This window comes from Microbispora sp. NPDC004025 (assembly GCF_053604425.1).
Window position 1 is genome coordinate 208187 of the sequence record NZ_JBSGHN010000016.1, and the last position, 14345, is coordinate 222531.

The 14345-nt window shown below is 70.3% G+C and carries 8 protein-coding genes; 7 read left to right on the forward strand and 1 reads right to left on the reverse strand.

Annotation, left to right across the window (positions count from 1 at the left end; translation table 11 throughout):
- Window positions 1–58: 58 nt before the first annotated feature.
- Window positions 59–1231 carry an ROK family protein gene (locus ACWEQG_RS32475; protein WP_452290590.1) on the reverse strand — a complete coding sequence of 391 codons (1173 nt, stop codon included), beginning with the start codon at window positions 1229–1231 and terminating at the stop codon, window positions 59–61.
- 131 nt (window positions 1232–1362) lie between these two features.
- Here ACWEQG_RS32475 and ACWEQG_RS32480 point away from each other — a divergent pair, with 131 nt between their 5' ends.
- The 7 genes from ACWEQG_RS32480 (at window position 1363) to ACWEQG_RS32510 (ending at window position 14216) form a co-directional block, all read left to right on the forward strand.
- Window positions 1363–2490 (forward strand): Gfo/Idh/MocA family protein, encoded by a 1128-nt coding sequence (locus ACWEQG_RS32480; protein ID WP_452290592.1) that lies wholly within the window; start codon window positions 1363–1365, stop codon window positions 2488–2490.
- Window positions 2487–3989, forward strand: coding sequence for a sugar ABC transporter ATP-binding protein (locus tag ACWEQG_RS32485; protein WP_452290594.1), 1503 nt, complete (start codon window positions 2487–2489; stop codon window positions 3987–3989). Before ACWEQG_RS32480 ends, ACWEQG_RS32485 begins: the two co-directional genes overlap by 4 nt.
- Entirely contained in the window at window positions 3986–5011 is a 1026-nt protein-coding gene (locus ACWEQG_RS32490; RefSeq protein WP_452290596.1) for an ABC transporter permease, read from the forward strand. Before ACWEQG_RS32485 ends, ACWEQG_RS32490 begins: the two co-directional genes overlap by 4 nt.
- Complete coding sequence (locus ACWEQG_RS32495; protein ID WP_452290597.1) at window positions 5008–6021, forward strand: ABC transporter permease; 1014 nt, start codon at window positions 5008–5010, stop codon at window positions 6019–6021. Before ACWEQG_RS32490 ends, ACWEQG_RS32495 begins: the two co-directional genes overlap by 4 nt.
- A gap of 27 nt (window positions 6022–6048) precedes the next feature.
- On the forward strand, window positions 6049–7245 hold the full coding sequence (locus ACWEQG_RS32500) for a substrate-binding domain-containing protein (RefSeq protein ID WP_452290599.1): 1197 nt from the start codon (window positions 6049–6051) through the stop codon (window positions 7243–7245).
- On the forward strand, window positions 7242–8105 hold the full coding sequence (locus ACWEQG_RS32505) for a sugar phosphate isomerase/epimerase family protein (protein ID WP_452290601.1): 864 nt from the start codon (window positions 7242–7244) through the stop codon (window positions 8103–8105). The genes ACWEQG_RS32500 and ACWEQG_RS32505 overlap by 4 nt, the downstream gene beginning before the upstream one ends.
- 96 nt (window positions 8106–8201) lie before the next feature.
- On the forward strand, window positions 8202–14216 hold the full coding sequence (locus ACWEQG_RS32510; RefSeq protein WP_452290602.1) for a ThuA domain-containing protein: 6015 nt from the start codon (window positions 8202–8204) through the stop codon (window positions 14214–14216).
- The last annotated feature ends 129 nt before the right edge of the window (window positions 14217–14345 follow it).

Consider the following 14345-nt stretch of genomic DNA (forward strand, 5'->3'; position numbering starts at 1 on the left):
ACCCGTGAAGAAGGTCACGGGGCAGCGGGACGCGCTCGGCGTGCCTCCCCGGCAGTCTCTAGGCCAGCTCGCGGTCCAGCACGGTGGGGGAAAGGGCGTGCTGGACGACCATCGCGGCGGCGCCGACGACGCCCGCGTTCTCGCCGGCCTGTGAGGTGACGATGCGCAGGCGCTCGGTGGCCAGCGGCAGCGAGCGACGGTAGATCGACTCCCGCACGCCCGCCAGCAGCATCTCGCCGGCCTGCGCGAGCGCCCCGCCGACCACGATCAGCGATGGGTTGAACAGGCTGACGCCGGCGGCCAGCACCTCGCCGATGTCCCGGCCGGCCTGCCGCACCGCCTGGCCGGCGATCGGGTTGCCGGCCTGCAGGAGGGCCACGACGTCGGCGTTGGTCGTCGCGTCGAGGCCGGCGGCGCGGAGCTTGGCCGCGATGGCGGGCCCGCTGGCCACGGCCTCCAGACAGCCGCTGTTGCCACAACGGCAGCGCACGTTGCAGGCGTGCGGGGCCAGGATGTGCCCCAGGTCGCCGGCCGCGCCGACGTCGCCTCGATGCAATCGGCTGTTGCTGATCAGGCCTGAGCCGATGCCGGTCGCGACCTTGACGAAGATCAGGTTCTCTTCGTTCGGGAAGCAGCGGACGTGCTCCCCGAGCGCCATCAGATTGACCTCGTTGTCCACCAGGACCGGCACGGCGAAGTCGGCGGCGATCCGCGCGGGCACGTCGTACCCGTTCCAGCCCGGCATGATGGGGGGGTGGGCCGGCTTGCCGGTTGAATGCTCGACCGGGCCGGGCAGCCCGACACCGACGCCGGCCACGGGAGCGGTGAGGCCGGGGTCGGCGCGCATCCGTCGCCAGGCGTCGATGAGCAGGCCCAGCACCGCGTCGGGCCCGTCGGCGATGTCCAGCGCGAGCCTTTTGATGGCCAGTGGCTCACTGGTCAGGTCGGCAATGGCGACGGTGGCGTGAGTGGCCCCGACATCGGCCGCCAGCACCACGCGCGCGCGGGCGTTGAATACGAACTTGCTCGCAGGCCGGCCGCCGGTGACGGCGTTGTCGCCCCCGCTGATGACCAGCCCGGCGTTCATGAGCGCGTCGAGACGCAGGCGTATGGTCGACCGGGCCAATCCGGTCTCGATCGCCAGCTCGGTACGGGTGCGCGCTTTCCCGTCCCGTAACAGCCGAAGCAGCTCGCCAGGCGACGTCGGGGTGGCGCTTTGCCCGTGGTTCACACCTCAATTAAAGCGAAGCTACCGTCTTCCGTCGGCACCGGCAAGCAATTGAGATTGCAACCACCAAAAGTTCTTATTGCCAAGCCAAAACTTTCGTTGACGGTCGACATAAGTTCGCTTACCTTCAACGCATGTCTGTGACCGATCTTCTAGGGGCGTCTGGCGGGCCCGAATCCGAGCAGCAGACGCTGCGCGTGGCGGTTGTAGGCGTGGGCTTCATGGGACAGGTGCACGCCGAGGCAGCCCGGCGCGCTGGGGCCAGAGTCGTGGCCGCGGTGGCGTCCCGTCCCGAGGGGGCCGTCACCGCGGCACGCGCGGTCGGTGCGGACGAGGGCTACCCGGACCTGGCGGCCCTGCTCGACGACGCTGAGATCGACGTGCTGCATGTCTGCACGCCTAACGCGTCGCATGCCCCCGTCACCGCCGCCGCGCTCGCCGCCGGTGTGCACGTCATATGCGAAAAGCCGCTCGCCACCGGGAGTGCCGAGGCCGTCGCGCTCGTTGAGACGGCCGGCGATCGGGTGGCCGCGGTGCCGTTCGTCTACCGCTTCCACCCTATGGTGCGTGAGTTGCGAGCGCGGCTGGCCGCGGGCGAGGCCGGTGTCGTCGCCAGTGTGACCGGCGGCTACCTCCAGGACTGGCTATCCCGCCCGTCGGACGACGACTGGCGGGTCGACGGCGCGCTCGGCGGGCCGTCGCGGGCTTTCGCCGATATCGGTTCGCATTGGTGCGACCTTTTCGAGTTCGTAACGGGCGACCGGATCGCGCGTCTGTCCGCCCGCACCGCGGTCGTGCACGAGCGCGCCCGCGGGAACGGGAAGCCCACCGAGGACCTGGCCTCCGTGCACTTCACCACCGCCGCCGGCATGGTCGGTGCTCTGGTTGTGTCGCAGGTCGCCGCGGGTCGCAAGAACCGGTTGCACCTCGAGATTTCCGGCACCGAGGCGAGCTTCGGCTTCGACCAGGAGGACCCGGAGCGACTGTGGGTCGGCCGGCGCGAGGGCAGTCAGACGCTTCTGCGTGATCCCGGAACGCTCCACCCCTCCGCCGCGCGCTATGTCCGGCTGCCGGCCGGGCACGCACAGGGCTACCAGGACTGCTTCGACGCGTTCGTCGCCGACACCTACCGGGCGGTGCGCGGCGAGGACGCGCCGGATGGCCTACCCACGTTCGCGGACGGCCTGCGCGCCGTCCGGATCACCGAGACGGTGCTGGCCTCGGCGGCCGCGGACGGCGCGTGGAGAGAGGTGCCGGCATGACCTCTGGCATCGCGACGAACGTGCGGCTGAGCGGGATCACCAAGTCCTTCCTCGGCGTGCCGGTGCTGCGCGGTGTGGACCTGGAACTGCGCGGGGGCGAGGTGCACGCGGTCATGGGCGAGAACGGCGCGGGCAAGTCCACGTTGCTCAAGATTCTGGCCGGGGTGCACCGGCCAGACGGCGGCACCATCGAGGTCGACGGCGCCGAGGTGTCCTTCGCCGGCCCGACCGACGCGCAGCGGGCCGGCATCGCCATCATCCACCAGGAGTTCACCCTGCTGCCGCATCGCAGTGTCGCCGAGAACGTCTACCTCGGCCGCGAGCCCGTGCGGGGGATGCAGGTCGACCGGCGGCGCATGGTGGCCGACACCCGCGCGCTGCTGGACTGGCTCGGCGAGGACGGGATCGATCCAACCGATGCCGTGTCGTCGCTGTCGGTCGCCCAGCGGCAGGTTGTGGAGATCGTCAAGGCTCTGTCGACCGACGCTCGAGTCCTGGGCATGGACGAGCCGACCGCGGCGCTCGCCGATCACGAGGTCGAACTGCTCTACGACCTGGTGCGCCGGCTGCGCGAGCGGGGCATCGCGATCCTCTACGTCTCGCACCGCATGCGGGAGGTGTTCGACCTCTCCGACCGGATCACCGTGCTCAAGGACGGCCGGTTCGTCACATGTGCGCCGACCGGCGAGCTGACCTCCGAGGACCTCGTCCGGCACATGGTGGGCCGCGACTTGGGCGAGTATTACCCGGACCGGGCCGCCCCCGACGACCTCGGGCCGGTCCGGCTCGCGGCGCGCGGCGCCGGCAACGACCGCGTTCGTGACCTGAACATCGAGGTGCGCGCCGGGGAGATCGTCGGGCTGGCCGGGCTGCAGGGATCCGGCCGCTCGGCGGTCGCGCGCGCGGTGTTCGGCGTCGAGCCGTTCACCCGCGGCGTGGTGGAAGTCGACGGAGTGGCACAGCGGGTTACCCGGCCCAGGACCGCGGTGCGCCTCGGGATCGCGCTGGTCACCGAGGACCGCAAAGGGGACGGGCTGGCACTCCGTCAGTCCGTACGCGACAACACGCTGCTGGTACGCCGTGCCGCACTGAGTGGCGCACGCTCCCGAGCGAAATCGGACGTCAAGGCGTTGCTCGACATGGTGACCGTGGTGGCCCGCGGCGAGCACCAGGAGGTGCGCTTCCTGTCCGGCGGCAACCAGCAGAAGGTCGTTCTCGCCAAGTGGCTGGCGGTCGAGCCGAAGGTGCTGGTCGTCGACGAGCCGACACGCGGCATCGACGTCGGTGCGAAGCGGGCTGTACACGAGCTGCTGCGCGATCTCGCGAAGCGCGGCGTGGCGGTGCTGATGATCTCCTCGGAGCTCCCCGAGCTGATCGGGATGAGCGACCGGATCCTCGTCATGCACGATGGTGCGCTGGCCGGTGAGCTGCCCGCGGGCGCGAGCGAGGGGGCCGTGATGGCGCTGGCCACCGGGCACGGGGTCGGTGATGCGGCGTGAGCGCTCTCGAGGAGAACACCGTACCGGTCACGCGGAAGGTCACGCGGCCGGCGTTTCATCGACGACTCACCCCGGTCGCCATCGTCTACATCGCACTCGCCGCACTTCTCGTCGTCGGCAGCGTGCTCGTCGGGCTCCGCGGGGAGGTCCTCCTCGACCAGGCCGGCATCCTCAACATCTTCACCCGGGCCACCGCGCTTGGCCTCGTCGCGATAGGACAGACGATGGCGATCCTCACCGGATCCCTCGACCTGTCCGTCGCCTACCTGGTCGGCCTCACCTCGCTGATCGCCGCGGAGACGATGGGCGGGCGGGACGGCATGATCGTGCCCGGCGTGCTGCTCGCGCTCGTGGTGGCCGCCGGCGTCGGTCTGGTCAACGGGCTGGTCATCACCGTCCTCAAGGCCAACGCGTTCATCGCGACGCTCGGCGTGGCGCTGATCCTGCGCGGCTACCTAGAGGACACCTACAGCGGCCCGGCCGGGGACGTACCGCGTGGCTTCCAGCACCTCGGCTACGACCGGATCGGCCCCGTGCCGGTCGCGGCGCTGCTGATGCTGGCCGTCGCCGCACTGTCCTGGTGGTACCTGTCGCGGACCCGTCCCGGCTACCACATCTACGCCGTCGGCGGGGACATCGAAGTGGCCCGGCTGTCGGGGGTGCCGACCCGCCGGACCATCGTCACCGCGCACGTGCTGTGCTCGGTCGCCGCCGGCCTCACCGGGATCTACCTCGCCAGCCGGCTCGGATCGGGCGCCCCGTACGTCGGCACCGACGCCGGGTACGACCTGGAGTCGATCGCCGCCGTCGTGCTCGGCGGGACCCTGCTCGCCGGTGGCCGGGGCGGCGTCGTCGGCACCATCGGCGGCGTCTTCATCCTGGCCACCCTGGACACGATCTTCGACGACCTCGAGGTCGATCCGTTCTTCAAGGACGTGGTGCGCGGCGTCGTGCTCGTGACGGCGGTCGCGCTCTACGCCCGGCGCATGATGGCCGATCGCGCCCGTGGGAGGCTGACATGACCTGGCGTCCTCGCTTGGCCGAGGGCACCGCGCCGGTGCTCGCCGTGCTGCTCCTGCTGCTCGTCGGCCTGGCGATCGTCGGCCCGGCCTACGACGAGCCGTCCGGTTATCTGGCGCTGCTCAAACGTGCCGCGCCGCTCATGATCCTCGCGATCGGGCAGTACTTCGTCATCGTCTCGGGCGGATTCGACCTGTCGGTCGGCGCGCTGGTGACCGCAGGCGTGGTCATCGCGGCCCGGCTGATCAACGGGAGTGAGTCGGCGACGGCGTGGGTGATCCTGCTCGTGCTCGGGTTCGGCCTGCTGGTGGGTCTGGTCAACGGGCTGGTCACGACGAAGCTCCTGGTGCCGTCGTTCATCGTCACGCTCGGCATGCTGCTCGTGCTCGACGGTGCGATCTTCCTGTGGACCGGTGGCGCGCCACGCGGTGCGCTGTCCGCCGGGTTCCGGATGTTCGGGCGCGGCGCCGTGGATGTCCCGGTGCTCGGCGCGGTCCCGTGGTCGGTGCTCATCCTGCTGGCGATCCTGGCGGCCGCGGCGCTGTTCATGCGCGGCGGCACCGGCCGGGCGCTGGTCGCGGCCGGCGACAACGAGGCCGCCGTGCGCCTGTCCGGTGGTCGGGTCGACCGGCTCCGGCTGCTCGCGTTCGTCCTCTCCGGACTGCTCGCCGCGGTCGCCTCGATCCTGCTCGGCGGGTTCGCCAGCGTCTCGGCGCAGGTCGGCAGCGGCCTGGAGTTCCGCGCGATCACCGCCGTCGTGCTGGGCGGCGTGCTCCTCGGTGGTGGGCGCGGGTCGGTCGTCGCGGCGGCCGCCGGCGCACTGTCCCTGGAGGCCCTGTTCACGCTGCTGAACCTGCTCGGCGTCAGCGGCGCCCTCGAGTCAGCCGTGCAGGGCGTGATCATCATCGCCGCCGTCGCCTACGCCGCCCTCGGTAGCGGCGTACGGCAGCGGCTGCGGTTGTGGCCGAAACAGCGGAACCCCGAGCGACCCGCGCAACCCGCCTCCTCCTGAAGTCCCCCGGTAGTAAGGAGAACGATAATGATCAATAGATGGGCCGTAGTGGTCGTGGCGGGCGCGCTCGCGCTCGCCGCGTGCTCAAGCGACCTGCCCGACGACAAAGCCCAGAGCGCGGGATCACCCAGTTCGAGCGAAGGATCACCCAGTTCGGACGCGGGCAAGTCCAAGTTCTTCGACCAGGCCGAGTACGACCGCCAACTGGCGTTCCGCAACGCCACGCCGGAAGGCCCGGACGGCAAGCCGTGGGAGCAGATGCTCCAGCCGGAAATGGTCGACACCGCAAAGTTCGCGAAGCCGGGCGGGAACTACACTCTCTGCTTCTCCAACGCCTCAGTGGACAACCCCTGGCGGCAGGTGGGTTACAAGACCATGCAGCAGGAGGTGAAGCTGCACCCGGAGATCGCCAAGTTCACCATGCTGGACGCGGAGGCGAAGGACGACAAGCAGATCAGTGACATCCAGTCGCTGTCCGGCCAGAACTGTTCCGCGATCATCATCTCGCCGAATACCACCGCCACGCTGACGCCGGCCGTCGAGCAGGCGTGCAAGACCGGCGTGCCGGTGATCGTGTTCGACCGAGGCGTCAACACCGACTGCCAGGCCACCTTCATCCACCCCATCGGCGGCTTCGCCTTCGGGGCGGACGGCGCGGAGTTCCTGAAGGAGAAGGTCAAGCCGGGCGGCAAGGTCCTCGCCCTGCGCATCCTGCCGGGCGTGGACGTGCTCGAGCAGCGGTGGGCGGCCGCCAACGAGATCTTCACCGGCAGCGAGCTCAAGGTGGTCGGCGTGGAGTTCACCGACGGTGATGCGGCCAAGACCAAGGGCATCGTGACGGACTACATCCAGCGCGAGGGTCAGATCGACGGTGTGTGGATGGACGCCGGTGCCACCGCCGTCGCCGCGGCGGAGGCGTTCCAGGACGCCGGGGTCGATGTGCCCGCCATCGTCGGCGAGGACCAGCAGGACTTCCTGCGGCTGTGGGCCGACGAGGGCCTGACCGCGGTCGCGCCGACCTATCCCACCTACCAGTGGCGGACCCCGATCATCGCGGCGCTGAAGATCCTCAAGGGGGAGCAGGTGCCGAAGGAGTGGGTGCTGCCTCAGCCGCGGATCACCGGCGACAACGTCAAGGAGTACGTCAAGCAGGACATGCCGCCGTTGCACTACGCGATGTGCGGCTGCGAGGACATGCCGGGCTACCCGGGGCCGTGGAAGTGACCAGGCATCGGCTCGGGGTCAACACCTGGGTGTGGACCTCACCGCTGACCGACGCGACCTTGGCCGCCCTCGCGGCCAAGGTCGCCGGGTGGGGCTTCGACGTGCTCGAACTCCCGGTGGAGAACCTGGGCGACTGGGAGCCGCGACGCGCCGCCCGGGTGCTCGCCGATCACGGTCTCGGCGCCACCGTATGCCTGGTGATGCCGGCCGGTCGAGAGCTGACCGCGGCGGACCCGGCCACCATCCGGTCCACGCAGGACTATCTGTTCGGCGTGGTGGACGCCGCCGCGGCGGTCGGCTCGCCGGTGATCGCCGGGCCGGCGTACGCCTCGGTCGGCCGGACCTGGCGGATGTCGCCGGCCGAGCGGGCCTCGGCGTACGGGCAACTGCGGGAGAGCCTCGCCCCCGTTGTCGACTACGCGGGCGAGGCCGGCGTCACCGTGGCCGTCGAACCGCTCAACCGCTACGAGACGAGCCTGCTCAACACCATCGGTCAGACCCTCGACGCGATCGGCGACCTACCGCACTGCGGCGTCGCGCTGGACCTCTACCACCAGAACATCGAGGAGACGGACATCCCGGCGGCGATCCGCGCGGCCGCCGGCCGGGTGGCGCACGTCCAGGTGTGCGGCAACGACCGCGGTACGCCCGGCACCGACCACCTGGACTGGCCGGCCATCCTCGCGGCGATCGACGACGCGGGCTACGCCGGCCCGCTGTGTATCGAGTCGTTCACGGCGGAGAACGCGACGATCGCGACAGCCGCCTCCATCTGGCGTCCACTCGCCGTGAGCCAGGACGCGATCGCCGCGGACGGACTCGAGTTCCTGCGGGGGGTGATGCCCCGGACCCGACGCTAGACCCGACGGCCAACTCGACACCAGCCCGACGGCGCCGGCACGCCGCACGGTCACGACCCCCCAGTAGTTCCTCGCGTCATGGAGGTACCGCATCTCATGAACGTGACCTGGCGTCCCCGGTGGGGACGGTGGTTCGCGATGCCCGTGGCCAGCGCGCTGGCGCTGACCATGATCGGCTCGTCGCCGGCGACCGCGCACGAGGGCACGGACGACAAAGCCCACGTGCTGATCTTCACGAAGACCACTCAGTTCCGGCACACCGAGGCGATCGAGCAGGGCGTTCCCGTGCTGGAGGCCGCTTTCGCCGACGCCGGCATCACCTCGCAGCACACCGAGGACTCGTCCATCTTCAACGACGAGGACCTCGCGCGCTTCGACGCGCTCGTGATGTTCCAGGCCTCGGGCGACCCGTGGACCGCCGACCAGAAGGCGGCCATGGAGCGCTACATGCGGGCCGGCCACGGCATCGTCGCCATCCACAACGCCACCGACATGCGTGGCAACTACACGTGGTGGGACAACATGATCGGCACGCTGATGCCCGGTCACGCGGCCACCGGCAACAGCCCCGGCCTGCCCGGCACCGTCCGGGTGGAGGACCAGGTCCACCCGTCCACCAAGCACCTGCCGCAGCGGTGGGCGCGCGCCGACGAGTGGTACAACTACGCGCTCAACGTCCGCGGCAACGCGCACGTGCTCGCCACGATGGACGAGACGACGTACAACCCGGGCAGCAATGCGATGGGCTACGACCACCCGATCTCCTGGTGCAAGCCGTACGACGGCGGCCGCGCCTGGGTGACCGGCATGGGCCACTTCGGCGCCCACTACACGGGCGAGGCGGCGCTGGTGCAGCACATCGTGGGTGGCGTGAAGTGGGCCGCCGGGATGGAGCAGGGCGACTGCGGCGGCAGCAAGTGGGACAACTTCGAGCGGGTCCCGCTGGACCAGAACACCAGCGCCCCGTACGCCATGGACGTCGCGCCCGACGGCCGGGTGTTCTTCACCGAACTGGTGCGCGGCCAGATCCGCGTCTACGACCCGCGGACCAGGACCACCTCCACGGCGATCACGATCCCGGTGTACTCCGGCGGTGAGGACGGGCTGCTCGGCATCGCGCTAGACCCGGACTTCGCCAAGAACGGCCACCTCTACATCTACTACTCACCGGCGAGTGCGGACGACAGCGACCCGGCGAACTTCGTCAACCGCCTGTCCCGCCTCACCGTCGGGCAGGGCTCGCAGATCGACCGCGCCACGGAGAAGGTCCTGCTCGAGGTGCCGGCGCGCCGGCTCCCCGACGAGCCCGGTCACACCGGCGGCGGCCTCGCGTTCGGTCCGGGCGGGAACCTCTATCTGGGTGTCGGCGACGACGTGAACCCGCACTCCGAGCCGTCCGGCGGCTACGCACCGCTGTCCGAGCGGGACGGAACCTTCCACGACGCGCGGGCGACCTCGGCCAACAGCAACGACCTCCGGGGCAAGCTCCTGCGGATCCACCCGGAGCCGGACGGCACCTACTCCATCCCCGCGGGCAACATGTTCGCGCCGGGCACGCCGAAGACCCGGCCGGAGATCTACGCGATGGGCTTCCGCAACCCGTTCCGGTTCTCGATCGACCCCAAGACCGGGGCCGTCGGGTTGGCGGACTACTCGCCGGACAACAGCAACGACAACCCGGACAACCGGGGCCCCGCCGGTATCGCCGAGTGGAACCTCATCACCGAGCCCGGCTTCTACGGCTGGCCGCTGTGCATGGGCAACAACGAGCCGTTCCGCGACGTCGACTACCGGACGAACCCGGTGACCGTCGGCCCGTACTTCGACTGCGCCAAGCCGATCAACGACTCGATTCGCAACACCGGCCTGACCGAGCTGCCGCCGGCCAAGCCGGCCACGATGTGGTACGGCTACAAGCGGTCCTCGGTGCCGTCGGTCATCCCGCAGGGTGGCGGCCTGGCCCCGATGGGCGGCCCGTTCTACGACTACGACCCGGGCCTGCGGTCGGACACCAAGTTCCCGGCGTACTACGAGGGAAAGCCGTTCTTCTACGAGTGGTCGCGGAACAAGGTGTACTCGATCACCACGAACGGGCAGGGTGGGGTCGAAAAGGCCAATCCGTTCCTGCCGCAGCAGCAGTTCCTCGCACCGATCGACTCCAAGTTCGGTCCCGAGGGCTCGATGTACGTGCTGGACTGGGGTGGCGGGTTCGGCCGCGACAACCCGAACTCGGGGCTGTACCGGGTCGACTACATCTCCGGCTCGCGTTCGCCGACGGCGAAGATCAGCGCCTCGCCGGACTCCGGCCAGGCGCCGCTGCCGGTCCGTTTCGACGGCTCGGGCAGCAGCGACCCGGAGAATGAGGAACTGCGGTACGAGTGGGACTTCACCGACGACGGCGTCGTCGACTCGACCGAGGTGAAGCCGACTTTCACCTACACCACGAACGGCGTCTACAACGCCCGGCTCACGGTGACCGACCCCGCCGGCAAGACCGGGATGACGACGGTGCCGATCACGGTCGGCAACACCCGGCCGGAGGTGAAGTTCAACCTGCCGCCCAACGGTGCGTTCTTCGACTTCGGCGACGAGGTGAGCTGGGACCTGTCGGTCACCGACGCCGAGGACACCGAGATCGACGACGCCGACGTGGTGATCCAGCCGGCGATGGGCCACGACGAGCACGCGCACCCGGCCGAGCCGCTGCACGGTCGCACCGGCTCGGTGGTCGCCGCCCTCGGTGGCGGGCACGGCGAGGACATGAACGTCTTCTACGCGCTCGACGGCCGGTACTCCGACTCCGGCGGCGCGGGAGGTGCCCCGAGCCTGACCGGTTCGGACACCACGCTGATGTTCCCGAAGCAGCGGGAGGCGGAGTTCTTCGCCGACTCGTCGAAGGTGACGGTCGGCCCGTCGCGGGACATCGAGGGGCACGGAAACTCCATCACCGGCCAGAACGGCGCCTGGGCGTCGTACGACCCGGTCAACCTGCACAACGTCGACCGGCTGATCCTGCGCGTGTCGGCTGCCGGCGCGAGCAAGATCGAGCTCCGGCGGGGCGCGCCGGACGGTGAACTGCTCGGCACCGCCCAGGTGCCGGCGACCACGAGCGGCGGCTACGTCGACGTTCCAGTCGAGGTGTCCGACCCCGGCAAGACGTTCAGCCTGTACGCGGTGTTCCCGGGTGCGGGTGAGCGGCGGCTGAACTTCATCGAGGCCGACGGCAAGGGCATCTCACCGACGAGCAAGCCGAAGGTCGCCGTGACCTCTCCGACGCCGGCCGACAAGCTGGAGCCGGGCGAGGTCCAGGTGACCGCGGATGCGAGCGACGCGGAGAACAGGATCACCAAGGTCGAGTTCTTCGTCGACGGCACGTCGATCGGCGCCGACACCACGGCGCCGTACTCAGTGACCTGGAACGTCCCCGCCGAGAAGCGCTACCAGCTGACCGCCGCCGCGACGAACGACAAGGGTCATCGCACGAAGTCCCGCATCGTGCAGGTCGAGGTCGGCGACCTCTTCGGCGCCTGGCAGACCTACGCCAACACCACCGCCGGCTTCGACCGGCCGGACCAGGACACCTGGATCATCAAGGCCGGTGGAGAGAACATGTGGCAGGGCACCGACCAGTACGGCTCGGTGTATCTGCCGGCGGCGGCCGGCGACACCTGGACCGCCACGGTGAAGATCGAGAGCCAGACGAACACGAACAACTCCGCCAAGGCCGGCCTGATCGTCCGCAACGACATGACGCGTCCCGGCGTATCGCCCGGGTACGCGGCGATGACGCTGCGGGCGGGCCTCGGGTTCGAGTGGCTGCGCGACACCGACGGCAACGGCCAACTCGACGCCAGCACCGGCGCCGGCACGACGAGCTATCCGTCCTGGGTGCGGATCGTGCGGGACGGCGGGAAGTACTACGGGTACTGGAGCAAGGACGGGAAGTCGTTCGCCCTGGTCGGCGACCCGGTGACGCTGCCCGGCGCGGCCGCCCCGCAGGACATCGGCCTCGCGGTCACCGCGCACAACGCCTCCGCCACCAGCGAGGTGAAGTTCAGCGGCTTCTCGCTGGTCGGCCGGGCCATCCACCCGTCACCGCCGGAGACCGCGCCGATCTGCGAGATCCGCGGCTCGGACGCCTTCGACGGTGACACGCTGAGCACCAACCGGTGGAGCACGGTGCGGAACGCGCCGAACCTCCCCGTACGGGTCGCCGACGGCGGGCTGGTGCTGCCGGTCACGAACGGTGACATCAACGAGGGTGCCACCGGGCCGATCAGCTACGTCGGCCAGCGCGCCAAGACCGGGGCGTGGACGATCACCACGAAGGTGACCATCCCGCACAACCGTGAGTGGCAGCACGCTGGTCTGCTCATGCACGGCACCGACAACGACTACGTCAAGCTGGCGTTCACCCGTAACTCGTCCGGCGGCCGGATCATGGAGTTCCAGACCGAGGCCGGCGGGACGCGGACGTGGCACGCCAACGTGGGTGTGCCGGCGGACTTCCCGACCACCGCGCACCTGCGGCTGGTCAGCGACGGTCAGAAGCTGACCGCGGCGTACTCCGCCGACGGCCAGAACTGGACGGCGCTCGCCGGCTCCGCGAACGTCATCCCGAACGCGACCGTCGGCCCCGTGGCCGCCGGGGACACCGGGGCGGCGCAGGTCAACGCCGTGTTCGACCACTTCACCATCACGCCGGACGGCACGGACGACGGTGCCCGCGCGCCCGGCGACGAGTTCGACGGCAGCGCTCTCGACGGCTGCCGGTGGAACTCGGTGGTGCGGTACGACTCGTCCAAGGTCGCGGTGAGCGGCGGTGCGCTGCGCATCGAGACCCAGCCGGGCGACATCAACGGCACCGACAACGCCTCGCCGCGGAACTTCATCCTGCAGAAGATCCCCGGGGACGTCGCCGCCGGCAACTGGACAATCGAGACCAGGCTGACGCCGGCGATGCTGCACAAGTGGCAGCTGGCCGGCTTCCTGGTCTACAACAACGACGACAACTACGTGAAGTTCGACGTCGTCGCCAACAACAACGCCGGAACGCCGGCCGACCTGCGTGCCGAGCTGGTCTCGGAACGCAACGCGCAGTTCGGCAACGGCGGCAACCGGTCGATCGACATCGCCGACTCGTCCGAGAGTGGCTGGTACTACCTGCGGCTGAGCCGGAGTGGGAACACCTACTCGGCCCAGATCAGCGACGGCGGGGTCAACTGGACCTCGCTCGGCCAGCCGGTCACCAACGACGCCGCGATGACCTCGTTCGGCCTGATGGCGCTGGGTCCGGAGCAGGCGCAGCCGGTCACGGTCGCCTTCGACTACTTCCGGATCCTGGACACGACGGCACCGAGCCTGACCTTGTCGGTCGACCCGGCGCAGCCGAACGGCCAGCGTGGCTGGTACACCTCGCCGGCGACGGTCACCGCGTCGGCGAGCGACGACCGCGATGGCCCGGTCCGCATCGAGTTCGCCCAGGGCGACGGCGCCTGGACCCAGTACCGCGAGCCGGTCCGGGTGACCGAGGACGGCCTGCGGGAGCTGCGGTTCCGGGCGATCGACGAGGCCGGCAACGTCTCCGCGCCGAAAGCGGTGTCCCTGCGCGTCGACACCACGGCCCCGGTCGTGACCGTGGACGGCGTGACGAAGGGCGGCAAGTACGACGTCGGCACCTCACTGCCGATCGCCGCCGCGGCGCGGGACGCCACGTCTACCGTCGACTCGGTGGTCCTCCGCCTGGACGGGGTGGCGATCGAGAGCGGTGCGGGTGTCGAGCCCACGGCGGGCGGTCACAAGCTGGCTGTCGTGGCGACCGACCTGGCCGGCAACGTCACGGAGGTTACGGTCGCCTTCGAGATCGTCGCCACCTACGACAAGACCCAGGCGCTGGTGCGGCGGTACCAGGCGGAGGGTCTGCTCGGCGACGAGCTCGCCGACCGCCTGTTCGGCCAGCTCCAAGCGGCCAAGTCCACGGCGGCGGCGGGCCGGCCGGTCCAGGCCAAGGCCGCCCTGGACCGGTTCTCGGCGGCGGCTCGTACCGTCGCCGACGAGTCGGCCCGCGCGCAACTGCTCGCGGCCGGTGCCTACCTGCGGGCCCGCCTGTGAGTAGATGACGGGGAGCCGGTGCCGGCCGGCTCCCGACCGGGGGGGGGGGGGGGCCCCCCGGGGGGGGGGGGGGGGGGGTTTTTTGGGGCCGCCGCCGCCCCCCCCCGGCGGGGGGGGGGCGGCGGGCGG